We start from the raw sequence: 20,409 nt of genomic DNA, 5'->3' as shown, positions 1-20,409 counted from the left end.
AGCGGGAACCCCGCTCTCGACCGCCGCTAGACCAACACCTGCACGACCAGAAACAGCACCACGACGCCCAACACGTCACAGGCGTTCGTCACGACCGGAATCACCACGTCGTCGGGGTCTAACTCGAACCGATACGCCGCGTAGGTCGCCACCAGCGTCACCGCGATTGCGACCACCGCGAGCGCCGCGCCGCTGGCGAGCGCCACCGCCACGACGGTCAGTAGGGGGAGTCGCGCGCTCCCGAGCGCGAGCGAGAGCGTCCACGCGCCCGCGCCCACGACCGGGAAAATCGTCAGCGCGAGCGCCACCGTCGCCACTGCGTTACCCGCGAGTTGGTCGTCGCCGGGGTCGAACGAGAGCGTCCCGAGGTGGAACGCCGTCGAGAGGCGCGCGGCCAGCACGCTCCCGAGGTTCCCGGCGGTCCCGATGGTCACGGGCACGAGCGTCAGCAGGGAGGGGTAGGTCAGCAGGGTCGGCTCGAACGACCCTAAAACGAGACCGCTCCCGATTTCGACCACCGTGAGCGCGAGCAGGACCGGCAGGGTCGCCCGCGTGATGGCCCGGACGCTCCACTCCGTCTGCACTTACATCCCTCCCAGTGCCAAGACGAATCTGACCGAAAGCAGGAGGAAGGAGATGCCGAACACGTCGCCGGTCGTCGTCACCAGCGGCCCGACCAGCGTGTCCGGGTTGTACCCCCGGCGGAACCCCACAAAGACGACCGAGACCACCGCGACGGTCAGCGCGACTCCCGACAGCAGGCCCGCGACCAGCGCGATTGCGAGCAGGGTTGGAAGGGGTGCGACTGGTTCGGCGAGGACCCGGAGGACCAGAAACGCCACCGTCGCCGCGAAGAGACTCGCCAGAATTCCGTTTGCGAGCGCCGCGGCCACTGCCGCCGTCACCCGGTCGTCGAGTTCCAGCGCGGGTTCGACCAACCCCTGATGGAGTCCGGTCGAGAGGCGCGCACCGAGCGACCCGTAGACGTTCCCGCGGGTCGCCAGCAGTGCGGGTACGAGGACGAGCAGACCCGGTACGTCCCGGAGTTCCGCGCGCATCCCGCCGAGGACGACACCGGCGAACAGGCCGCCGACCACGCTCGCGGCCAGCGCAGGGAGGGCCTCCCGGTAGGCCTGCACAGCGACTTCGCGGACGGACATCTACTCGCACTCACGTCGCCCGGACAAAAAAGCGGTGCGTCGGTCGGTCATCCGATGGCATCGCAGGAGGTACGCGCCGCCCCCGAATATCGACGTGAACAGCGCGGCGATGGCTATCTCGGCGAGACGAATTCAGTCGCCGAACGGACCCAACCCGCCCATTCCGCCGCCGCCTCCGCCGCCGCCACCGCCCTGCATCTTCTTCATCATGCGCTCCATGTTGCCTTGGCCCATGCCTTGGAACTGCTTGAGCGTCTGGGACATCATCTTGTGCTGTTCGAGGAGTTCGCGCACGCGCTCCTCGTCTTTCCCCGCTTCCGCGGGCGATGCGTTCGACCTGACTCGCGCCGATGGCGCGGGGGGTTCTCGAGTTCCATCTCGGTCATCGAGTCCATGATGACCTCGAAGCTACGCATCCGGTCTTGGGTCACGTCCATCGCGTCGTCCGGGAGTTCGTCCATCAGGCCGCCGCCCATGCCCGGAATCATGTCCATCACTTGGTCGAGCGGACCCATGTTGTTCATCGCCTGCATCTGGTGGCGCATGTCCTTCAGGGTGAACTCGCCTTTCAGCATATCCTCGGGGTCCCAGTCTTCCTCCTCCTCTTGGGTCTCGGCCATCGCGCGCTCGACGCGTTCGGTGAGTTGCTTCAGGTCACCCATCCCGAGCAGACGCGAGATGAATCCCGAAGGCTCGAACCGCTCGATGTCCCGAACTTCCTCGCCGGAACCGAGGAACGCGATGGACGAGTTCGTCTCGTTGACCGCGGTCAGCGCGCCGCCACCTTTCGCGGTCCCGTCGAGTTTCGTGACGATGACGCCCTCGATGCCGATGGAGTCGTCGAACTGCCGGGCTTGGTCTTTCGCGCCTTGCCCGATTGCGGCGTCCAAGACCAGCAGGTTCCGGTCGGGATTGACCTCGCGCTCTATCTCCTCGATTTCGTCGATGAGGTCGTCTTCGAGGGCGTGGCGACCCGCGGTGTCCACGATGTGAACGTCGGCGTCGCTCGTGGCTTTGAGACCGTCGCGGGCGATTTTCACGGGGTTCTCCTCGTCGGGGTCGCCGTAGAAGTCCACTTCCGCGCGACCGGCCATCTCCTTGGCTTGGTCGTACGCGCCGGGTCGGAAGGTGTCGGTCTGGACGATTGCGGGCCGAAGCCCTTTCTTCGAGAACCACCACGCCATCTTCGCCGCGGTGGTCGTCTTCCCGGACCCCTGTAGACCGGCGAGCAGGATGGTCTGCCCTTCGAGGGGGATGTCGGTGCTGTCGCCCACGAGGTCCACCATCTCCTCGTAGACGATTCGGAGAACGTGGTCGCGCGCCGAGGTTCCGGCGGGCGACTCCTCTTCGAGCGCACGCTCTTTGATGGAGTCCGAGAGGTCCATCACGAGGCTGACTTCAACGTCGGCCTGCAGGAGCGACCGCTGAATCTCCTTGACGATTTCTTCCACGTCTTCCTCGGTCACGCGGGTCTGCCCGCTGAGTTTACCGAGGGAGTCGCGGAGGGAGTTTCCCAAGTCGTCGAGTACCATCGTTACCGTAGGGTAGACCGCGTGGCCGTTAAAGGCTTTTTCTAGCCTCCCTACTCGAACGGGGAACAGTCGGCACGCTTCGGGGGTACCACTCGGGTCAGAGTCCGACGAGGCGGAGACCCCTCGCCCTACTCGGGGTTGTCGGGGTCGCTGTCCGCCGACACACCCCACGGCCTGACCTTCAAGTCTGCGCTGTCCCAACGCTTCGGCACGAGCCGAAGGCCGAGCAGACCAACTACGACCATCGCTACCAGAGAAAGAGCTATCCACAACATTTCACCAAAAATCCTATAAGTCGAGACGCGAAACGATATAACGTAGCCGAAGGCTGAGGTAGACTCGGCTGACGCAACCAGAGACTATTCACGACGGAGGTGCGCGGTGTCCTAGCACCGTGCTTCGTCTCGAAACAGGAATTATCGAGGAGTCGTCTCTTTGTGTTTTCCAGTTTAGCGCTCGCTCTCGTCGTGACGCATCGAACACGTCCTATCGGCCGATACGCTTATCACGTCCCGTCAGAAATTCTCGCCCGCATATCTTCAATGCATGGCACGCGATTTAAACAAGGCACGCGATAGCTCGGTCGGAACGAACGGCGACCACCCCGACGTGACCGGGGAACCTCGCACGCAGACGACGACGGACTTGGCGGGCGAACTGGCGGCCGACGCGTACAACATCGTCGTGGCGCTGGCTATCCTCTCGGCGTCGTACTGGGTGCTGTTCCGCAACCTCCCGGTAGAACTGTTCACGCTCGGCCTGATAGCGACGTGTCTCGTCGCCGTGAACGTCGTCGTGGCGGTGCGGCGCTGGTACGCTTGAGAAAACGGGACGGTCGGACTACTCCTCGTCGCCGAGGAGTCGCTCGACCAGATTCTCCGGGTCGAACTTCTCGATGTGGTCGTACCCCTGCCCGGTGCCGAGGAAGAGAATCGGCTTGCCGGTGACGTGCGCGATGGAGATGGCCGCCCCGCCCTGCGAGTCGGCGTCGGCCTTCGTCAGAATCGCGCCGTCGATTTCGGCGGCGTCGTTGAACTGCTTTGCGCGCTGAACCGCGTCCTGTCCGGCCACCGCCTCGTCCACGAAGAGGGTCATGTCCGGACCCACCACGCGGCCGATTTTCTCCAACTGGTCCATCAACCCCTCGTCGGTGTGGAGGCGACCCGCAGTGTCGCCCAGCACTACGTCGATGTCGTGGGAATCGGCGTACTCCACGGCGTCGTAGATGACTGCCGCGGGGTCGCCGCCCTGTTCGTGGGTGATGAGTTTCTTGCCGAGGTTGTCGGCGTGTTCCTGAATCTGCTCGTTGGCCCCGGCGCGGTAGGTGTCGCCGTTGGCCATCACTGCCGACAGACCCCGGTCTTCGAGGTACTTCGAGAGTTTGGCGATGGTGGTCGTCTTGCCGACGCCGTTGACGCCCGTGAAGATGATGGTGACGGGCTTGTCGGCCTCCGCGATTCGCTGGTCGAAGTCGAACTGACCGACCGAGATGACCTTCAACAGCGAGTCGTGGAGCGCCTGTTCCACCACGTCTGCGGTCTCGCTACTGAACGAGCGAGTCGCGCCGATGAGGTCCTCCCGGATGTTGTCCAGAATCTCTTGGGCGACGCTCATCTCCACGTCGCTCTCCAGCAGGGCCATCTCCAACTCCCAGAGCGGGTCTTCGAGGTCCTGTTCTTCGATGACGATTTCGCCCTTGGCGAACGACTTGGCCTTCGCCGCGAACCCGCCGCCGGACGAGGAACTCTCGTCGGACCCCGAGTCGGGTTCGGCGTCCGGCGACTCCTCCGGACTGGCGTCGGCCTCGGCTTCCGCCTCGGCCTCCGCTTCCTCGGCCTTCTCCTCGGTCGTCTCCTCAACGTCCTTGCGGAAACTCCCGAGTTTGTCCTTCAGGCTATCGAACATCGCCGGTTACTCGTCCTCGTCGTTCTGCTGGCCCTGCATCTGCTGCATCTGCTGTTGCATCTGCTGTTGCTGGAGTTGCTGGGCCTTCTGCTCCAGTTCGGCGCTCTCCTCTTCGACTTGGTTAACCTCGTCTTCGAGGTCCGAGATGCGCTCGTCGAGGGTGTCCTGCTTGTTTTCGAGGGTCTGGACCGCGTTCTCCTCGTCTCGCTCGGCCGCGTAGCCACCGCCGAGTTCCACGACGATTTCGTCGAGGTCTTGGACTTCCGCGCGGACGTGTGCGCCGCCGCCGAGGGGCACCTGCACCGTCGAACCGGTTTCGAGCGCGCCGATGGTCTCGATGGCTTCGCTGATGTCTCCCTTCTCGTCGCGGAGGTCTTCGATTTCGCCTTCGAGTTCCTCCTGCTGTTCTTCGAGTTCCTGAAGCTGTTGGGAGAGTTCCTGCAGTTCGGGGTTGCCGCCACCCATCATTAGGCTTCGACCTCCTCGACTTCGATTTCGGTGCGTTTTACGCCGTGGTAACTGCCGAAGTTCGTGTAGGTGCGCTCCTCGGCTACGTTCTCGTTTTCGGCGTCGATAGTCGTCTCGAACTCCTGCCAGCCGTCTCGAGACTGGAACTTGCCGCGAACAGTAAACTCACTCATGGGGGAATCTGGGACGCGCGGAGGGAAGAATCTTCCTACTCGGGAACGGCCGGTCCGGACTACGCGTTCCGGTTTCCACTTTCCGGCGAGCGTCCGTCGGGTCGCGGCGCTCGTTCTATCGCTCGTCCGCTCGCTCGCGGTCCAACTCCGCGAACAACTCGCCGACCCGCCGCTCGATTTCGTCTCGAATCTCCCGCACGGCGTCGAGGTCCTGCCCGTCGGGGTCGTCGAGTCCCCAGTCGCGGTTCTCACCGGACCACGTGGCCGGACACACGTCTTTTGCGGAACAGCCCATCGTAATCACGTAGTCGCAGTCCTGTAACTCCTCGTGGGTCACTTCACGGGGCGTCCGGTCCGAGAGGTCGAAGTCGCGTTCGGCCATCACCGCCACCACCTCGTCGTGGACGTGGTCGGCCGGGTCGGTGCCGCCGGTGACGATTTCGACGGACTCGGAGGCCCGCGCCGACGCTTCGCGTCGGCCGCGGGCCGCACGCTCGGCGAACGCGGCGGCCATCTGGCTCCGACCGGCGTTCTGGACGCAGACGAAGGCGATGCGGGTCATCGGTCGAACGATTGGGGAGTGCTTAGATAAGCGTTGTGCGTCCGCGCGGCGAGAGCTATAGCAAGCTATAGAAATTCTAAGAAATGGAATACGATGCTGAAGAAAACAAAAATACGGCTAATAGCCATCCAGACCGTAGTTCAGACTACCGAGCCACAGGGAGCTACGGCTCGAACGCGCGGAGCGCGTCGAGACGCGCCTCCGCGCTCCCGTCGGCGAGGGCGTCTCGCGCCCGCTCGACGCCCTCGCCGACCGAATCGGCGTCGCCGCCCGCGTAGATTCGGAATCCGGCGTTGAGCGCAACCGCGTCGGCGACCGGGCCGTCTCCCTCGCCGGACAGCACGCGCTCGGTGACGGCGGCGGAGTCGGCCGGGAGGTCCTCGACGCGGAGGTCCTCGCGCTCGAACTCGACGCCGAGTTCGGGCGTCTCGACTTCGCCGTCCTCGATGTCGCCGCCGGACCACTCGGCGACTCGCGTCGTGCCGGGCCGAACGTCGTCGTACCCCTCGATGCCTTGAGCCATCACGACGCGCTCTACGGGGAGTTCGGCGCTCTCGCGCACGGTGCCCGCGATGCGCTCGGCGTACGAGAGGTGGTAGAAGCTCCCGAAGTGGACGCTCGCGTTCGCGGGGTTCGCCAGCGTCTCGACCGTGTTGATGGAGGTCCGGACGCCGACCGACTTCCGGGCGGGCCGACGCTCGTGGACCAGCGGGTTGAACTTCGACTGGGCGTAGAAGCCAAAGCCCACCTCGTCGGTCATGGCCGCGCTCTCGGCGGGTTCGAGGTCGGTCGGCACGCCGATTTCGGCGAGTACGTCGCCGTAGGTCGTGCCGTACTTCGCCGGGAGACCCGGACCGCTGTGGGCGACGACGGGCGTCCCCGCGGCGGCGGCGACCAGTCCCGAGGCGACTCCGAGAACTGCCGTCTTCTGCTTGCCGTCGTAGTTGCCGCCGCAGTCCACGGGGTCAACCTCGGGCGCGGCGGTCCGGACCGACAGGTCCCGCATCGCGTCGGTGAACCCGGCCAACTCCTCGGGCGTACTCTCCTTCCAGCGGTTCGCCAGCAGGAACGCCCCGAGCGTCTCCGGGTCGGGGTTCCCGGCGAGGACGCGGGCGAACGCCTCGCGCGACTGCTCGTAGGTCATGTCGTCTGCGGTCTTCGGGCCGGACCCGACGCCGCCTTCGGTCAGGAGTCGGCGGAGGGGCCAGTCGCCCTCCACGGTCACGCCGTCGGCTACTGCGCCGTCCGCGGCGAGTTCCGAAATCTGCTCGCCGCTCACTGCTGGTTCACCCCGATTTCGTCCTCGACGCGACCGACCCCGACTGCCGGGGCCACCTCGCCCGCGGACCCGCCGAGACAGGAGACCACCGTCTCCCGGACGTTCACCACGTCGCCGACGACGGTGACGGCGGGCGGTTCGATGTCGGCGTTTCGGGCGCGCTCCACGATGTCGTCGAGCGTTCCGGTGACGGTCCGCTCGGACGGGAGCGTCGCGCGCTCGACCATTGCGACCGGCGTCTTCGGGCCGACGCCGTGGTCTTCGAGGGCCGCGACGTTGTCGGGAAGCCGACCCACGCCCATCAGGATGACGAGCGTCCCTCCGGCGGTCACGAGACGGGAGAGCGCCTCCCAGTCGATTGCGCTGTCGGGCTTGGTCGGGTCCTCGTGGCCGGTGACGACCGCGAGACTGGAGGCGTGGTCGCGGTGAGTCGGCGGCACGCCCGCGGCGCTCGGGGCCGCGATTGCGCTGGTCACGCCCGGCACGAACTCGAAGGGGACGCCGTGGCGCGCGAGGTACTCGGCTTCCTCGCCGCCGCGTCCGAAGAGGGTCGGGTCGCCGCCCTTGAGTCGCACCACGTCGCGTCCGGCGCGCGCCTCGCCGACGAGTCGGTCGTTGATTTCGGCTTGGGGCGTCCGCTCGCCGCCGGGACGCTTGCCGACGTTCTCGACGGTGGTTCGGTCTGGAATCGATGCCACGAGGTCGTCGCCCACGAGGTTGTCGTGGAGGACGACATCTGCCTCGTCGAGCAGTCGCCGGGCTTTCACGGTCAGCAGTTCGGGGTCGCCCGGTCCGGCACCGACGAGGTACGCGGTTCCGGTGGTCGTGTTTCGGTTCGGATGGCTCATGGTTGTGGTCTGGTGTGGGTGGCGTCTCGCGCCCGCCGGTAGCGGACCCGGTAGACGTTCGCTGGGTCGGTCAGGTCGCCTCGCGGGACGGACGCGTCGCTCTCTGTGGGTCGGTCGTCTGTCGATTCGTTCTCGTGCTGGTGGAACTCGCGGGCCGCCGCGACGAGGAACGAACACGGCTCTCGGCAGGGTATCACCTCGTCGCCGTCGGCCGTCTCGCCGTCGGACTCCGCGTTCTGCTCGCCGTCCCACGCCCGCCGCTTCGTGCAGTTGTCACAGCACGCCTCGATTGCTCCGGCGACTTCGGCCCGCGAGCAGTCGCCGACGCACTCGTAGATGCCGGTCTGTCGGTCGGCGACCGCCGGGAACGGAACCGGGTCGAGGTCGCCCGACCGTTCGGCCGCCCAGTGTTCGACCGCGGCGGGGTAGACGGTCGAAACCGCCCGCAGAAGCCCCTCGCGGTCGAGGTCTGTGAGGACCCACCCGGCCGGAAGCGTCGATTCCCCGGCGAACGGGCGGTACCGGCCGTCGTCGGCGTACCGAACGAGTTCGCGCAGGTCGCCGACCGACCGCGAGTCGAGGTCGGCGACCGACGACTCCCGGTCGCTCCGGTGGCGCAGGTCGTAGCCCTCGCCGGTCGCGCTGACGGCGAGTTCGCCCCAGATTCGGGTCTCTCCGCCCTCGACCCACGAGACGAAGGCGTCGCCCGCCTCCCCGCGGACCGGACGCGGCGAGTCCGCGGCCGCGGACTCGCCGCGGTTCTCGTCTGACCCGCCGATATTCGCGCCCGCTTCGGCGGCGCGCTCTAGCACCACGTCCACGACGAGGGGGTCGGTGCCGACCGCGGAGGCGTACCAGACGCGCCGGTCTTCGACGGTTCCCGGCACGGGATAGCCAGTCGTCGGGTCGTCGGTCAGGCCGAGCAACTCGGGAATCTCGTCCTGCGTGTGGAACCCGTCGGCGACGAACAGCGGAACGACCGCGATTTCCTCGGCCTCGAACTCGTCGAGAACGTCTTCGACGTAGGGCGCTTCGTCCATGAACAGCGCGCCGACCTCCGCGAAGTCGCTCTCCTCGCGGAGCGCCGCTACGTGGTCGTAGATGGCGTCGGCGCTGTTGGGGTTGCGCTCGGTGCCGTGGCCGATTACCGCGAGCGCGGTGTCCTCGGGTGCGACCGCTTCGCCGTCCTCGCCGTCGAGCATCCGGCGGGCGCGGGCCGCGATTACGTCGGTCATCGCCGGGTGGGTTCCAATCGGGTCGGCGTACCGGAAGGTCGGCCCGTCGTCGCCCCGGTCGCGTTCGCCGAGACCGAACTCGCGGGGCAGGACCTGCTCCACGAAGTAGCCCTCGCTGACGAACAGCGGAACCACGACGGCTTCGTCGGCGTCGATGGTGTGACAGACGTTTCGGAACGAGGGGGCCTCCTTCCAGAACGCCGGGCGGGCCTCCGCGAAGTCGCCCCGGTCGCGGGCGGCCTCGACCGCGCGGTGGGTCGGCGCCGCGGAGTCGGGATTCCGGTGGGAGCCGTGACCCGCGACGACGAGTGCTTGCTCAGTCATCGCTGGTTCCGGTGGCGTCGGACTCGTCGGCGCTCTCGTCTGCCTGTGCGCGTTCGACCTTCTCGGCGTACGATTCGAGGTCCGCGGCGAGCGAGCGGGCCTGTTCGGGCGAGAGGTCCGCGCGGTCGGCGTGGGCCGGGAGCGCGTCGAGTTCCGTGTTGTCGAGTTCGAACTGGAGTTCCACGCGGTCGGGGTCGTTTCGCGGCGCGGTCACGTTCAGCGTGGCGTACGCCGACTCCTCGAAGTCGTGGCCCTCGGCGCGGGCGTCCACGAGGTCCAGCGTCGTGTACGCGTTGACTTTCAGTACGCGGTCGGCCATGGTCAGTCGTCGCTCGTGATGGGGTTGCCCTGTCCGTCGGTCGGTGCGGGCGAGGCGTCCATGTCGTCGTCGTCGGCGTAGGGGTACCACGTCATCTTCGTGTTGTGCATGTAGGGGTCCTCGTAGTCGGTCTCCTCGGGGTCTGCGAGGTCCTGCACTTCGTCCTCGTCGCGCTCTCGGATGAAGTCCCGGAAGCTCTGGCCCTCCTCGCGTTCGTCCTCGTAGACTTCGAGCAGGTTCCGGACGTAGCCGGGAATCTCGTCGGCGGGGACGCGCATCTCGACCCAATCGGCGAACTCCGGATTCTCGCCGAGACCGCCGCCGAGTCCCACGTCGAAGGCTTCGACGGGTTCGCCGTCCTTGCGGGCCTTCATCCCGCGGAGCGAGATGTCGGCAATTTGGGGTTGGGCACACGAGGCGGTGCAACCGGAGAGGTGGATGTGGAAGTCCTCGACGCCCTCGGGTACCGGGACGTTCTCCTTCAGCCAGCGGGCGTACCGGACCATCCGGTTTTTGGTCTCCACGATGGACAGCGAGCAGTACTCGGTGCCGGTACACGCGATGGACCCCCGGAGGAACGGGTGGGGGTCGGGCGAGTACTCCTCGAGCAGTGGCTCGCCGAGGAAGTCGTCGAGGTCCTCGGACGCGATGTCGCCGACGATGAGGTTCTGGCGTTGGGTCACGCCAATCATCTCGGAACCGTACTCCTCGGCGAGGTCCGCGAGTTCGAGGACTTCCTCGGCGCTCATCCGGCCGACCAGCACCGAGAGACCGACGAAGTGGTCGCCGTCGTTCTGTTCGTGGACGCCCACGTAGTCGCCGGGTGCGTCGGTCTTCCCGGCGTTGTAGTCGTACTGGTCGCGCAGGTTCTCGCCCGCGGTCGGGAGTTCGTAATCGACGTACTCGTCCTGCAGGACCCGGCGGACCTTCTCGGGACCCCACTCGTCCACGAGGAACTTGATGCGGGCGTTGAAGCGGTCCTCTCGGTCGCCGTAGTCGCGGAACAGCCCCGAGAGACCCGCGGCCACGTCGCTGGCGTTCTCCGGGCGGCAGAACACGTCGATGTCGCGGGCGAGCCGGGGTTCCTTCCGGGCGAGACCCCCGCCGACCCGGACGTTGAACCCGTCTACCTCTTCGCCGTCGATGGTCTTGGTCGCCGGTTCGAAGGCGAGGTCGTTGATGTCGCCCTGTCCCGCGCCGCGGGTGTCGCCGGTGACTGCGACCTTCCACTTGCGGGGGAGGTTGTCGTAGAGGTCGTTACCCTTGAAGGTGTCGTGGAGTTCCTGCACGACGGGCCACACGTCGATGTGTTCGTCGGCGTCCCGGCCAGCGACCGGGGAACCGACGATGTTGCGCCACGAGTCACCGCACGCCTGAATAGTAGAGAGACCGACGGATTCCAGTTTCTCGAAGATGTCCGGGATGTCCTCGACCTTAATCCAGTGGAGTTGGATGGACTGACGCGTCGTGAAGTCGGCGTACGCATCGCCGAACTCGGGGTTCTCGACCGGCCCGGTCGCGTACTCGCGGGCGACTTCGCCGACGACCCGCAACTGTTCGGGCGTGAGTCGGCCCATCGGGACGCCGACGCGCATCATGAAGTACGACTCTTGGCCCTTCCGCTGGTGGTAGAGACCCCACCACTTGAACCGCTCGAACCACTGGTCGTGTTCGTCCTCCGGGATGGCGTCCCAGCCCTCCTCGGCGAACCGCTCTAGGTGGTCTCGTATCTCTACGCCGTAGATTTCGTCTTTCCAGCTCTCGACTTTGCTCGGCATGGACATGCCAACGGAGTCCACCAATAAAGCGGCGGGTTCCCCGTCAATCTTCCCCGAAGCTCCGGACAATCGGCGGGAATTGCGGGTTTTTCGGACGCGGGGTCCGGCTACTCCGGGGTCGCCAGTCGCGTCCGACGCTCGGGGACGTGGACGCTCGACGGGACCACCGACCTGAAATCGCCGTTCTCGCGGTTCACCCGCCCTACCGTCAGCCAGTCGGTGACGCTACTGGCCCCGCACTTCACGCACTGTCCGGCGATTCGTGCCTCGATGTCGGGCCAATCGACGCCGACCTCTACGAATCCTTCCGCGAGGAAGTCGGCGAGTTCGCACCCGCAGAAGCCGTGGCGCGCGAGCAACCAGAGTTGGCTCACTGGGACCTCCCGCGAGTCGTTGACGCTGAGCCACGCGCCGTCGTCGAGTTGGTGGACGGAAACGACCATGCCTTCCGAAAGTACCACGCGGGCGGTAAGCGTGTCGCCGCCCGCGACGTTTGCCGACTGTCACGCGATTCGTTGACGCCGCCGTAGCGTCGAAACCGACGACTCCGTTCTCTCACCCGCCGCTGGGACCGTCTCCGCCGACCGAGCGCCGTCGCGGGTACCGGAGAGAACGGCCCCTGATTCCGAGCATCGGTAGCGATTACGGACGAGCGCGGCCTTATCTACGTTGTCTCCGTACGAGGTATCAATGACTGCCGAGGAAACGCTCGACGAGCCGCCCACCGAGGAATCGACGGACGAGACGACCGACCGCGACCAGAGCCACTTGACCGACGTAGAGGACGGCGCGGGATGCACCGAAATCTGGGAACACCTGAGCGACCGGCGCGAGAACGACGCCGACGAGGAGTAGCGCGATGGCGGCCGTCGCGTGTGCGCCAGCGGTGTCTCGAAGTGTGCGACGATGGTGTGCCGAAACACGGACTTAGATACTTCTAGGACTGGTACATAATCGTTAGGAACAGAAGATTATTGCTCTTAGATAGAATTACGTTCCTCGTAGTCGAAGGCGAGCGTCTCGACTCCGTGACGACAGCGTCGTCACGGAGTCGGCGCGACACGGAAGTCGAGCGGAGATGGAGCATCGGGAAGAGACGCGGCGGCGTTCCGAACGACTCGCAGAGTCGTTCGGAAGGGAAAATCGGCGAGTCGTTCCGCCACGACTACTCGATGTAGCCGAGTGCTTGGTCGATGCGGCCGAGTTCCGGCCCGGTCGTCTCCTGTCCGACGACGTAGCCGTGTTCGTTCGCCAGCAGGCCCGACCCGACCAGCGGCGCGCCGTAGTTGATGGTGCCGATGTCGGCGGGCACGCCCAACACCTCTTCGAGTCGGTCGAGTTGGGCGTCGGTCGTCTTCGGGTGACAGAGGACGCCCTCGTTCGTGGCGACGGCGGCAGTGCCGACGGTCCGCACGTCGGCGAGTTCGCCGCGTTCTACGTCCACTTCCAGCGCGTCCTCGACGGCCTGCATCGCCTCGCGCGGGAGGTCCGGGTGGACGTAGGCCCCGTTGTCGTTGGCGAGGACGACGTTCCCCGCGGCGTTGATTTTGCCGGGGAGTTCGCTCACCGACGCGTCCGCGGCCTCTTCGATTCGGTCGCGTTCCCGGTCGGAGACGCGACTGCTGACCAACAGGCCGTTCTCGTTGCCGACCGCCAGCGCACCGACGGTCGAAGACCCGCCGACCGTGGTCTCGATGGCGTCCACTTCGAGTTCGTCGCTCACGTCGGCGACCACTTCGTCGTCCAAGTCCGGACGGACCAGCAGATACTCGTCAGTCGCGCGAGCGAAGACACCGACGTACGACGACCCGACGAAAGCGGCGCGGAGCAAAGCTCTACTCGGCGTGTTCCGCTTCGACGACGGTCTCGCCCTCTTCCTCGAAGCGGGCCGCGCGGACGCGAAGCTTGCTCGGGGGCTTCTTGCGGCCGCGAGACCAGACGGCCTCGTTGATGGAGGGGTCCAGACGGACCTCGTCGTCGTCTACCTTGAAGTGCTGTGCGAGGTGGTCGCGGACGAGCGTCATGGCCTTGTCCGCTCGCTCGTGCTTGGCCGCGGCCTTCGCGTCTCGGAGCGGTACGGTGATGACGCGCTCCTCGAAGTCGTTCGCGCTCATTATTCGTCGGTGTCCTGCCGCCGCCAGTTACGGCGCTTGGGGTTTCGCATCGTCTCGCGGTCGGTCTTCATGATGACCCACGCCGGGACGCGACTGTTCTGTCGGTCAAGCTTAGACAGGCGCTTTTTCTTCGCCTTCGACTTCTTACTCATGGTACCACGTTCTTCCCCGCGGTGGCTTAAAATCTTGTTCCTTTGGCGTCGCTCGCCGAGTCAGGGTTCGACTGCCGGTTCGTCCGCCGGTAGCGCGGCGTCGAGGGCCGCGGTACTCACTCCAGCGAGAACGACTCGACCGTCGAGTACTCCGGACCTTCGTCGGTCAGGACGCTCTCGGTCAGGCGAATCTCCGTCACCTCGGTCGTTCCCACGGTCGGGTCCAACTCCTCGACGTTCTCCTGTACCGACTCCTTCCCGCCAGCGTGTTCCATCCGCGCGAGGGTGACGTGGGGCGTGAACTCGTGGTCCTCGGGGTCGAACCCGAGTCGCGTCACCTCGCGCTCGATTGCCTCGTGGAGGCTGGTCATCTCCTCGCCGCCAGCGCCGACTCCGAGCCAGAGAACCTGAATGTAGCTGATGTCGGGGAAGACGCCGAGTCCCTCGTAGGTCGCCTCGAAGGGTCCGACCCCGGCGTCGGAGACGGACCGCCGGACGGCGTTTTTGACCCGCGGGAGTTCGCCCCGACTCACGTCGCCGAGGAACTTCAGGGTGACGTGGGTCTGCTCGGGGTCCGTGAAACTCAGCCCCGAGGCGTCCGCGAACTCGTCTTGGACTCGCTCGACTTCCGCGGCGAAGTCGTCGGGGAGGTCGATGCTCACGAAGAGTCGCATGTGCGGGGTTTGGTCGGACGCGGGCTTGAAGGTGGGGGTCGTGGAGGGAGCCGTCGGACGAGACTCACTGTTCGGGCAATCGGGTCTCGACGTTCGAGAGGTACTCGGACTCCTCTTTCGGCGATGTCGATTCCTCTGACGTAGCGCGAAGCGATGCGCCACTGTCCGATTTTGATTTGTCGGACGCGTCTCGGTAACGCCGCGGTGTTCTTCCCGAATCGCTCTCCTTCGCGGCCGAGATTTCCATGGCGCAGTTCTTAACACCGCTGGACGCCAAAGCCCGAGACATGACTGACCCTGAGGACCACAACTTCTCGGAGGGCGACCGATTCGACGACCCCTACGAGGAGTTCGACATCGACCCGCCCGAGTTGGACGTGGACCCCGACAAGGTGGACCCGGTTGACTCCCGTGTCGTCACCGACATGCTCGACGACCAGAACGTCCCCGACGACGAAGTGGACGCCGAGGCGCTTCTGGACGTAGGTCTGAACTACATGACCATCAACCGGTTCGAACAGGCCGCCGACACCTTCGAGCGCGTGGCCCAGTTCGCTCCCGACGACAGCAGACTCGAACAGGAGGCGTGGACGAACAAGGGTGCCGCCCACGCCGAACTCGAAGAGTGGGACGCCGCAATCGGCGACTACCGTGAGGCCATCCGAATCGACGAGGACAGCGAACACGCCGCCACCGCCGAGACGAATCTGGCGTATGCCCTCTGGGAGTCGGGTCAGAGTGAGCAAGCGCTCGAACACGCCGAGCGCGCGGTCGAAATAGACGAGCGGTTCGCCGAAGCGTGGTTCAACCGCGGGTTCTTCCTGCTCGAACGCGGTCTGGCCGAGGACGCGCTCAACAGCCTCGAAAACGCCATCCGACTCGGCTTCCGGAACTCGCAGGTCCTCGAAGAGAAGTCCCGCGCCCTCGAAGAACTCGGCCAGTACGACGAGGCCGAGAAGATAGCCGAGGAAGCCGAAGAGATGCGCGAGCAGGCCGAACAGGAACTCATCGAGGAGCGCCAGCAGAGAGAACAGCAATGATTCTCAACGAGCGAGAGACCGACGAGGGGTTGCTCGTCGCCGTCTGCGACGACGACGTTCTCGGCGAGACGTTCGAGGACGACGGTATCTCGCTGACGGTCACGGAGGAGTTCTACGGCGGCGACGAGGCCGACGAGCAGGCCGTCGTGGAGAGTCTCGCCCGCGCGTCGGTCGCAAATCTGGTCGGGGACGAGGCGGTCGAACTGGCGATTCGGGAGGGATTCGTGGACGAAGCCAACGTCCTCGACGTGGAATCGACGCGCCACGCGCAGTTCTTGCGGATGTAGTTACTCGTCCCCGGACCCGTCACCCTCGCCCAGCGCCGGGAGGTTGACGGCCATCAGCGACAGCACCGAGACGCCCGCCAGTCCCGCGCCGACGGAGGCCAGACCCGTGTCGAACGCGATGGCGGCGACGGCGTGGAACGCGCCGACGAACGCCAGCCCCAACAGGAGCAGACTCGCACCGAGTCGTCGTTTCGAGACCATACGTTGTCGTCGGGTCGCAGGCTCTTAACACCTCTCCGACACGCCCGGACGAAACCGATTCCGGTTACAGACGGTCGTTCGGACCGAAGGAATGTTCTTGCTCGAAACCCTAGACGCGCCCAATGGGACTCCAGAAATCGGACGCGCTCGACGTAGAGCGCATACGGGAGGACTTCCCGATTCTACAGCGGGAGTTCGACGGCGAGCAGGTCGTCTACCTCGACAACGGCGCGACGAGTCAGACGCCCAATCGGGTCATCGACGCCATCGCCGACTACTACCGCAACTACAACGCCAACGTCCACCGCGGCATCCACCAGTTGAGCCAAGAGGCCTCCATCGCCTACGAGGAGGCCCACGACACGGTGGCCGAGTTCGTCGGCGCGGAGGGCCGCGAGGAGATGGTGTTCACGAAAAACACCACCGAAGCCGAGAACCTCGTGGCCTACGCGTGGGGCCTGAACGAACTCGGGCCGGGCGACGAAATCGTCCTGACCGAGATGGAACACCACGCCTCGCTGGTGACGTGGCAACAAATCGGCAAGCGCACCGGCGCTGACGTGAAGTACATCCCCGTCACCGACGAGGGCTACCTCGACATGGACGCCGCCGCGGACCTCATCACCGACGACACCGAGATGGTCAGCGTCGTCCACGTCTCGAACACGCTCGGGACGGTCAATCCCGTCTCCGAACTCGCAGACCTCGCCCACGACCACGATTCGTACGTCTTCGTGGACGGTGCGCAGGCGGTGCCCAACCGACCGGTGGACGTGAAAGACATCGACGCCGACTTCTACGCCTTCTCCGCCCACAAGATGACCGGACCCACCGGCATCGGCGGACTCTACGGCAAGAAAGCGATTCTCGAAGAGATGGAGCCGTTCCAGTACGGCGGCGGCATGATTCGGAAAGTCGAGTTCGAGGATTCGACGTGGCACGACGTGCCGTGGAAGTTCGAACCCGGAACGCCGCTCATCGCGCAGGGCGTCGGATTCGCCGAGGCCGTCGAGTACTTGGTCGACATCGGCATGCCCGAGATTCAGCGCCACGAGGAGACGCTGGCCGAGTACGCCTTAGACCGGATGGCCGAGTTCGACGACATCGAAATCTACGGCCCGATGGACCCGACCGACCGGAGCGGACTGGTCTCGTTCAACCTCGATTCGGTCCACGCTCACGACCTCGCCTCCATCATGAACGACCACGCGGTGGCAATCCGGGCGGGCGACCACTGCACCCAACCACTCCACGACAAACTCGGCGTGGCCGCCTCCGCGCGGGCGTCGTTCTACTTCTACAACACGACCGAGGAAATCGACGCGCTGATGGACGCCATCGACAGCGCACGGCAGTTGTTCGCGTAGTCGTCTCTCTCGGTTCTTACGAGTCGGCGCTCTCGGCGATACGTTGCCACGCCGACTTGCACTCTTCGTCGCAGAACGTGTGAATTTCGAGACTGTCACACTCCCCGTCCTCCGTGGCCGTCGGATACCGCACGTTCGTCTCGAACGGCGTCCCGCAGTGGTCGCACTGCCTCGGAAACGTCGTCTGTCCGTCGCTCATTCGTCCGGCCGAACGACGATTTCGCCGGTACTCGTGAGCGTGACTGAACATCCCTCGTAGGAGAACGAGAGACGAACGAAACCGCCCTGCGGAGACGCCAGAATCGTTTCGAGCGCATCCGGGTCGAGGATGGAGTACAGCGGTTCCATCGCGTCGGGTTCCTTCCCGGCGACTGCCGAGACGGTCTCGACTACGGTGAGAGAAACGTGGTCGGAACGCTCCCAATCGGACTGACCGCGGTACCCCTCGGTCGCGGGGTCGTAGGTAACGCGGTCGGTTCCGGCATTCAGATTCGTGTTCGAGTTCATTGTCCGAGAAGACGGGCGGCGGCGGCCTAAGGAGGGTGGCTGACTAGTCAGCGTGCGGCCTTCCCCGACGCCTCGAACAACTGTTCGAACACCGTTCGCTCCGCCTTACGGAGGTGCTGGTTGAACGTCTGGCGGGTGATGCCCAGTCTCGCCGCCAACTCGTCGCCGTCGCTGGTTCGCGGCGTGTCGAAGTACCCGCCGTAGTACGCGATTTGCAGGGCCGCGAACTGCTTGTCCGTGAGTACGTCCGCAACGATGTCGTACAGGAGATGCGGGGAGTAGCGTAGCTCTTGGGATACCAGCTCGATGTCGGGATGGACGCGCCGGGCGGCCTGCACCGCAGTTCGGGGGTCTACGTCGCCGGGCAGTTCCCCGGTGAGGACGGGCGTGTCGTCGGACCGAACCCGGAGGAGCGACAGCACTTGCCCGCCGAGTTCGTCGAACACCAGCGGTACGGTCGGAGTCTCTACGTGGACTTCGAGTCGATTCTGTCCCTCGGTCGAACGCAGTAACCGCACGTCGCGTACCGAGTGCTGTCGCTCGAACGCTTCTCCAACCGCTTTCGCGGAGATACCGGTCGTCGTGACGTACTGCAACGTCGTCCCGTCGGGGAGCGTCACGATTTCGTCCACGTCGATTCGGACCTCGCCGTCCGCGGCGTCGAGAAACGGGTCGAAGAGTCGTTCCGAGTAGAGTTCGAGCAACCGCGTCTTCTCGCTCGTCAGTTTGTCCTCGCGTTCCTTCAGCGGTGTCGCGTCCTCGAACCCGACGACGACGTACTCGATTTCCCCCTCGTCGTTGACGACCGGTGCGGAGTTGCTCGAAAGCCACCGCTCGGTTCCGTCCGGAAGCAGTATCCAGTGTTCGAACCCGAAGTCCGGTTCGCCCGTCTCCAACACGCGAGTCACGGGGTGTTCGTCCGTGCTGACCGGCGTCCCGTCTCCGTGATAGATGTCCCACTCTGGTTGACTGTACGTCCGACTCGTAATCTCGTCGCGTTCGAGACCGAGTATCTCTTCGGCGCGGTCGTTGGCGAACGATATTTCCCCCGAGGGTTCGACCACGACGATACTGATTGGGCTAGCTCCGAGGATTCGCTCGATGAGCGTGCGGTCTCCCGCGCTCTTCGGCGTCGTCTCGTCGGCGTCGTCCGACCGCTCGTCGGGAGCGGTGGCCGACTGGGGTCGCCACCACGCCCGCGCCCGCGCACCGATTCGCTTCGAGTCGAGCAGTCCACGCTCGGCGAGTGCTTCCAACTCGTCGTAGGCGACCCGGTGCGTGCATCCCGCGGCGTCGGCAACCTCGCTGGTAGCGAGCGGTTCGGCAGGGTCGTCCAAGGTCTCGAACACGCGGAGAACGTCCCTCTCGGAGGTTCCCATCGTGACTTCTAGTCGCACTCGGCCCACAGGGGTTTTTCGGCCCGAGACCCGAACGCGAGGCGACCGGGCGGTCCGTCCGCGTGCGCTCGAACCGGCCGCTTTTTGGCGGTTCCGTTCACATCCTCCGGATATGGTAGACTGGACGATTGCGGCGGTGATGGCGATTCACGTACTGATGGCCGTCCTCTGGACGGGCGGTTACCTCGTGACCGGGATGCTCGTTCTCCCGGCGGCGAAGCGAAACGGCTCGCCAGAGTTCGCGCTGGACGTGTTGGACTCGCTGAAGTGGTTCGCGTTCGGCGGCATCGTCGTGATGGGCGCGTCGGGCGGCGGGGCGCTCTGGTTCCTCTACGAGAACGACCTGCCGGGGGGCACCCGCGGCACCGCGCTGATTGCGATGATGACCCTCTACGGCGTCTTCGCACTGACGAGCGTCTGGGCGTGGTACGAGACCAAGAGCGCCCGCGAGTCGAACGTCGCCGAACTCCCGACCCGACTCAAGATGGCGTTCCGGACCAACTCGCTGGTCGCCACGCTCCTCGTCATCGACGCCGCGCTCATCGGCTACGCGGTCTGAAGTCGAGAACGACGCGCTCTGAGACGCCGGAATCGCGCCTGCGGAATCCTTTTACGCCGGACTCCCCTACTTCGCAGTAACAATGGGTATGGGCTCGGACATGTACCGCCAGCAGATTCTCGACCACTACAAGAACCCACGCAACTACGGGGAACTGGACGAGAAGACCTACACGCACGCTGGCGAGAACCCGATGTGCGGCGACGAGATAGCTATCGACGTAAAACTGGACGACGACGAGGAGACCATAGAGCGGGTGGCCTTCCGCGGCGACGGATGCGCCATCAGTCAGGCCAGCGCGAGCATGCTCAGCAAGGAGTTACGGGGCATGAGCGTAGAGGAGATGCAGGAGATGGACCGCGACGACGTTATCGACATGCTCGGCGTGGACATCAGTCCGATGCGCGTCAAGTGCGCCGTCCTCGCCGAGAAGGTGGTCCAAGATGGCGCGGACATCTACGAGGGCGAGAAAGAACTGGACAAGACGACGACGGAAGACGACGAGTAGCGCGAGCGAACGGAGTGAGC

Annotated in this window: 26 protein-coding genes and 3 pseudogenes; 7 read left to right on the top strand and 22 right to left on the bottom strand. The window is 65.4% G+C overall.

Features of this window, described 5'->3' with window-relative positions; translation table 11 throughout:
* Window positions 1-26 precede the first annotated feature (26 nt).
* The 3 genes and pseudogenes from P2T60_RS15010 to P2T60_RS15000 all read right to left on the bottom strand — a co-directional run bounded on the left by P2T60_RS15010 (window position 27) and on the right by P2T60_RS15000 (window position 2,692).
* Window positions 27-584 (bottom strand): magnesium transporter, encoded by a 558-nt coding sequence (locus tag P2T60_RS15010; RefSeq protein ID WP_276280050.1) that lies wholly within the window; start codon window positions 582-584, stop codon window positions 27-29.
* Entirely contained in the window at window positions 585-1,160 is a 576-nt protein-coding gene (locus P2T60_RS15005; protein WP_276280049.1) for a magnesium transporter, read from the bottom strand.
* Between the two features lie 132 nt (window positions 1,161-1,292).
* A pseudogene (locus tag P2T60_RS15000) lies at window positions 1,293-2,692 on the bottom strand (signal recognition particle protein Srp54).
* Between the two features lie 546 nt (window positions 2,693-3,238).
* Here P2T60_RS15000 and P2T60_RS14995 point away from each other — a divergent pair.
* Window positions 3,239-3,514, top strand: coding sequence for a hypothetical protein (locus P2T60_RS14995; protein WP_276280048.1), 276 nt, complete (start codon window positions 3,239-3,241; stop codon window positions 3,512-3,514).
* Between the two features lie 18 nt (window positions 3,515-3,532).
* Here the strand turns inward: P2T60_RS14995 and ftsY are convergent, their stop codons facing one another.
* The 11 genes and pseudogenes from ftsY to P2T60_RS14945 form a co-directional block, all read right to left on the bottom strand.
* Window positions 3,533-4,597 (bottom strand): signal recognition particle-docking protein FtsY, encoded by a 1,065-nt coding sequence (gene ftsY, locus P2T60_RS14990; protein WP_276280047.1) that lies wholly within the window; start codon window positions 4,595-4,597, stop codon window positions 3,533-3,535.
* A 6-nt stretch (window positions 4,598-4,603) separates the two neighbouring features.
* Window positions 4,604-5,065: a prefoldin subunit alpha gene (gene pfdA, locus P2T60_RS14985; protein WP_382210216.1), complete on the bottom strand. Its 462-nt coding sequence runs from the start codon at window positions 5,063-5,065 to the stop codon at window positions 4,604-4,606.
* Window positions 5,065-5,238, bottom strand: coding sequence for a 50S ribosomal protein L18Ae (gene rpl18a, locus P2T60_RS14980; protein ID WP_276280046.1), 174 nt, complete (start codon window positions 5,236-5,238; stop codon window positions 5,065-5,067). The genes pfdA and rpl18a overlap by 1 nt, the downstream gene beginning before the upstream one ends.
* A gap of 115 nt (window positions 5,239-5,353) precedes the next feature.
* Window positions 5,354-5,800, bottom strand: coding sequence for an arsenate-mycothiol transferase ArsC (locus P2T60_RS14975; RefSeq protein WP_276280045.1), 447 nt, complete (start codon window positions 5,798-5,800; stop codon window positions 5,354-5,356).
* Window positions 5,801-5,963: 163 nt separating this feature from the next.
* The gene (locus tag P2T60_RS14970; protein ID WP_276282218.1) at window positions 5,964-7,025 is read right to left on the bottom strand and encodes an anthranilate phosphoribosyltransferase; all 1,062 of its coding nucleotides are present in this window, start codon (window positions 7,023-7,025) and stop codon (window positions 5,964-5,966) included.
* A 50-nt stretch (window positions 7,026-7,075) separates the two neighbouring features.
* Complete coding sequence (gene cobA / locus P2T60_RS14965; protein ID WP_276280044.1) at window positions 7,076-7,927, bottom strand: uroporphyrinogen-III C-methyltransferase; 852 nt, start codon at window positions 7,925-7,927, stop codon at window positions 7,076-7,078.
* Window positions 7,924-8,613, bottom strand: a pseudogene (locus tag P2T60_RS21770) (DR2241 family protein); the annotation flags it as partial. The gene cobA and the pseudogene P2T60_RS21770, both read right to left, overlap by 4 nt.
* A gap of 51 nt (window positions 8,614-8,664) precedes the next feature.
* Window positions 8,665-9,486: pseudogene (locus P2T60_RS21765) on the bottom strand (CbiX/SirB N-terminal domain-containing protein); the annotation flags it as partial.
* Complete coding sequence (locus P2T60_RS14955) at window positions 9,479-9,805, bottom strand: DUF6360 family protein (RefSeq protein WP_276280042.1); 327 nt, start codon at window positions 9,803-9,805, stop codon at window positions 9,479-9,481. The pseudogene P2T60_RS21765 and the gene P2T60_RS14955, both read right to left, overlap by 8 nt.
* Before the next feature lie 2 nt (window positions 9,806-9,807).
* Entirely contained in the window at window positions 9,808-11,583 is a 1,776-nt protein-coding gene (locus P2T60_RS14950) for a nitrite/sulfite reductase (protein WP_276280041.1), read from the bottom strand.
* Between the two features lie 107 nt (window positions 11,584-11,690).
* Window positions 11,691-12,026 (bottom strand): DUF8134 family protein, encoded by a 336-nt coding sequence (locus tag P2T60_RS14945; protein WP_276280040.1) that lies wholly within the window; start codon window positions 12,024-12,026, stop codon window positions 11,691-11,693.
* A 247-nt stretch (window positions 12,027-12,273) separates the two neighbouring features.
* Here P2T60_RS14945 and P2T60_RS14940 point away from each other — a divergent pair, with 247 nt between their 5' ends.
* Window positions 12,274-12,438, top strand: a complete 165-nt coding sequence (locus P2T60_RS14940; protein WP_276280039.1) for a hypothetical protein — start codon at window positions 12,274-12,276, stop codon at window positions 12,436-12,438.
* A 310-nt stretch (window positions 12,439-12,748) separates the two neighbouring features.
* On the opposite strand, the gene P2T60_RS14935 is transcribed toward P2T60_RS14940, so the two are convergent.
* The 4 genes from P2T60_RS14935 to thpR all read right to left on the bottom strand — a co-directional run bounded on the left by P2T60_RS14935 (window position 12,749) and on the right by thpR (window position 14,523).
* The gene (locus P2T60_RS14935) at window positions 12,749-13,414 is read right to left on the bottom strand and encodes a translation initiation factor IF-6 (RefSeq protein WP_276280038.1); all 666 of its coding nucleotides are present in this window, start codon (window positions 13,412-13,414) and stop codon (window positions 12,749-12,751) included.
* A 4-nt stretch (window positions 13,415-13,418) separates the two neighbouring features.
* Window positions 13,419-13,697, bottom strand: coding sequence for a 50S ribosomal protein L31e (locus P2T60_RS14930; protein WP_135853401.1), 279 nt, complete (start codon window positions 13,695-13,697; stop codon window positions 13,419-13,421).
* Window positions 13,697-13,849: a 50S ribosomal protein L39e gene (locus P2T60_RS14925; RefSeq protein WP_276280037.1), complete on the bottom strand. Its 153-nt coding sequence runs from the start codon at window positions 13,847-13,849 to the stop codon at window positions 13,697-13,699. Before P2T60_RS14925 ends, P2T60_RS14930 begins: the two co-directional genes overlap by 1 nt.
* Before the next feature lie 116 nt (window positions 13,850-13,965).
* Window positions 13,966-14,523, bottom strand: coding sequence for an RNA 2',3'-cyclic phosphodiesterase (gene thpR, locus P2T60_RS14920; protein ID WP_276280036.1), 558 nt, complete (start codon window positions 14,521-14,523; stop codon window positions 13,966-13,968).
* A gap of 287 nt (window positions 14,524-14,810) precedes the next feature.
* On the opposite strand from thpR, the gene P2T60_RS14915 reads away from it, so the two are divergent.
* Together P2T60_RS14915 and P2T60_RS14910 are read left to right on the top strand one after the other, a co-directional pair.
* Window positions 14,811-15,563, top strand: coding sequence for a tetratricopeptide repeat protein (locus P2T60_RS14915; protein WP_276280035.1), 753 nt, complete (start codon window positions 14,811-14,813; stop codon window positions 15,561-15,563).
* Complete coding sequence (locus P2T60_RS14910; protein WP_276280034.1) at window positions 15,560-15,850, top strand: DUF424 domain-containing protein; 291 nt, start codon at window positions 15,560-15,562, stop codon at window positions 15,848-15,850. The genes P2T60_RS14915 and P2T60_RS14910 overlap by 4 nt, the downstream gene beginning before the upstream one ends.
* On the opposite strand, the gene P2T60_RS14905 is transcribed toward P2T60_RS14910, so the two are convergent.
* Complete coding sequence (locus P2T60_RS14905; RefSeq protein WP_276280033.1) at window positions 15,851-16,051, bottom strand: hypothetical protein; 201 nt, start codon at window positions 16,049-16,051, stop codon at window positions 15,851-15,853.
* A 122-nt stretch (window positions 16,052-16,173) separates the two neighbouring features.
* On the opposite strand from P2T60_RS14905, the gene P2T60_RS14900 reads away from it, so the two are divergent.
* Entirely contained in the window at window positions 16,174-17,418 is a 1,245-nt protein-coding gene (locus P2T60_RS14900) for an aminotransferase class V-fold PLP-dependent enzyme (protein WP_276280032.1), read from the top strand.
* Window positions 17,419-17,434: 16 nt separating this feature from the next.
* Here P2T60_RS14900 and P2T60_RS14895 read toward each other — a convergent pair whose 3' ends face one another.
* The 3 genes from P2T60_RS14895 to P2T60_RS14885 are packed head-to-tail and all read right to left on the bottom strand — an operon-like array spanning window position 17,435 to window position 19,304.
* Window positions 17,435-17,617, bottom strand: a complete 183-nt coding sequence (locus P2T60_RS14895; protein ID WP_276280031.1) for a DUF7576 family protein — start codon at window positions 17,615-17,617, stop codon at window positions 17,435-17,437.
* Window positions 17,614-17,925: a HalOD1 output domain-containing protein gene (locus P2T60_RS14890; protein WP_276280030.1), complete on the bottom strand. Its 312-nt coding sequence runs from the start codon at window positions 17,923-17,925 to the stop codon at window positions 17,614-17,616. The genes P2T60_RS14895 and P2T60_RS14890 overlap by 4 nt, the downstream gene beginning before the upstream one ends.
* Before the next feature lie 47 nt (window positions 17,926-17,972).
* On the bottom strand, window positions 17,973-19,304 hold the full coding sequence (locus P2T60_RS14885) for a bacterio-opsin activator domain-containing protein (RefSeq protein WP_276280029.1): 1,332 nt from the start codon (window positions 19,302-19,304) through the stop codon (window positions 17,973-17,975).
* A gap of 130 nt (window positions 19,305-19,434) precedes the next feature.
* Here P2T60_RS14885 and P2T60_RS14880 point away from each other — a divergent pair, with 130 nt between their 5' ends.
* Together P2T60_RS14880 and sufU are read left to right on the top strand one after the other, a co-directional pair.
* On the top strand, window positions 19,435-19,881 hold the full coding sequence (locus P2T60_RS14880; protein ID WP_276280028.1) for a hypothetical protein: 447 nt from the start codon (window positions 19,435-19,437) through the stop codon (window positions 19,879-19,881).
* A gap of 82 nt (window positions 19,882-19,963) precedes the next feature.
* Window positions 19,964-20,389, top strand: a complete 426-nt coding sequence (sufU, locus tag P2T60_RS14875; RefSeq protein ID WP_276280027.1) for a Fe-S cluster assembly sulfur transfer protein SufU — start codon at window positions 19,964-19,966, stop codon at window positions 20,387-20,389.
* Window positions 20,390-20,409: the final 20 nt, after the last annotated feature.

Origin of the sequence: Halorussus caseinilyticus (genome assembly GCF_029338395.1) — an archaeon.
Classification (GTDB): domain Archaea; phylum Halobacteriota; class Halobacteria; order Halobacteriales; family Haladaptataceae; genus Halorussus; species Halorussus caseinilyticus.
Note: the sequence above shows the minus strand (reverse complement) of the source record. Positions and strands in the feature narration are given on the sequence as shown.

What these genes read in the sequence shown, in the direction of transcription:
- P2T60_RS14940 (WP_276280039.1), top strand. Translation starts at nt 12,274, where the DNA reads ATGACTGCCGAGGAAACGCTCGACGAGCCGCCCACCGAGGAATCGACG.
- P2T60_RS14925 (WP_276280037.1), bottom strand. Translation starts at nt 13,849, where the DNA reads ATGAGTAAGAAGTCGAAGGCGAAGAAAAAGCGCCTGTCTAAGCTTGAC.
- P2T60_RS14885 (WP_276280029.1), bottom strand. Translation starts at nt 19,304, where the DNA reads ATGGGAACCTCCGAGAGGGACGTTCTCCGCGTGTTCGAGACCTTGGAC.
- P2T60_RS15005 (WP_276280049.1), bottom strand. Translation starts at nt 1,160, where the DNA reads ATGTCCGTCCGCGAAGTCGCTGTGCAGGCCTACCGGGAGGCCCTCCCT.
- P2T60_RS14950 (WP_276280041.1), bottom strand. Translation starts at nt 11,583, where the DNA reads ATGCCGAGCAAAGTCGAGAGCTGGAAAGACGAAATCTACGGCGTAGAG.
- sufU (WP_276280027.1), top strand. Translation starts at nt 19,964, where the DNA reads ATGGGTATGGGCTCGGACATGTACCGCCAGCAGATTCTCGACCACTAC.
- cobA (WP_276280044.1), bottom strand. Translation starts at nt 7,927, where the DNA reads ATGAGCCATCCGAACCGAAACACGACCACCGGAACCGCGTACCTCGTC.
- P2T60_RS14895 (WP_276280031.1), bottom strand. Translation starts at nt 17,617, where the DNA reads ATGAGCGACGGACAGACGACGTTTCCGAGGCAGTGCGACCACTGCGGG.
- rpl18a (WP_276280046.1), bottom strand. Translation starts at nt 5,238, where the DNA reads ATGAGTGAGTTTACTGTTCGCGGCAAGTTCCAGTCTCGAGACGGCTGG.
- P2T60_RS14995 (WP_276280048.1), top strand. Translation starts at nt 3,239, where the DNA reads ATGGCACGCGATTTAAACAAGGCACGCGATAGCTCGGTCGGAACGAAC.
- P2T60_RS14930 (WP_135853401.1), bottom strand. Translation starts at nt 13,697, where the DNA reads ATGAGCGCGAACGACTTCGAGGAGCGCGTCATCACCGTACCGCTCCGA.
- P2T60_RS14905 (WP_276280033.1), bottom strand. Translation starts at nt 16,051, where the DNA reads ATGGTCTCGAAACGACGACTCGGTGCGAGTCTGCTCCTGTTGGGGCTG.
- P2T60_RS14900 (WP_276280032.1), top strand. Translation starts at nt 16,174, where the DNA reads ATGGGACTCCAGAAATCGGACGCGCTCGACGTAGAGCGCATACGGGAG.
- thpR (WP_276280036.1), bottom strand. Translation starts at nt 14,523, where the DNA reads ATGCGACTCTTCGTGAGCATCGACCTCCCCGACGACTTCGCCGCGGAA.
- ftsY (WP_276280047.1), bottom strand. Translation starts at nt 4,597, where the DNA reads ATGTTCGATAGCCTGAAGGACAAACTCGGGAGTTTCCGCAAGGACGTT.
- P2T60_RS14955 (WP_276280042.1), bottom strand. Translation starts at nt 9,805, where the DNA reads ATGGCCGACCGCGTACTGAAAGTCAACGCGTACACGACGCTGGACCTC.
- P2T60_RS14910 (WP_276280034.1), top strand. Translation starts at nt 15,560, where the DNA reads ATGATTCTCAACGAGCGAGAGACCGACGAGGGGTTGCTCGTCGCCGTC.
- P2T60_RS14915 (WP_276280035.1), top strand. Translation starts at nt 14,811, where the DNA reads ATGACTGACCCTGAGGACCACAACTTCTCGGAGGGCGACCGATTCGAC.
- P2T60_RS14945 (WP_276280040.1), bottom strand. Translation starts at nt 12,026, where the DNA reads ATGGTCGTTTCCGTCCACCAACTCGACGACGGCGCGTGGCTCAGCGTC.
- pfdA (WP_382210216.1), bottom strand. Translation starts at nt 5,065, where the DNA reads ATGATGGGTGGCGGCAACCCCGAACTGCAGGAACTCTCCCAACAGCTT.
- P2T60_RS14880 (WP_276280028.1), top strand. Translation starts at nt 19,435, where the DNA reads ATGGTAGACTGGACGATTGCGGCGGTGATGGCGATTCACGTACTGATG.
- P2T60_RS14890 (WP_276280030.1), bottom strand. Translation starts at nt 17,925, where the DNA reads ATGAACTCGAACACGAATCTGAATGCCGGAACCGACCGCGTTACCTAC.
- P2T60_RS14975 (WP_276280045.1), bottom strand. Translation starts at nt 5,800, where the DNA reads ATGACCCGCATCGCCTTCGTCTGCGTCCAGAACGCCGGTCGGAGCCAG.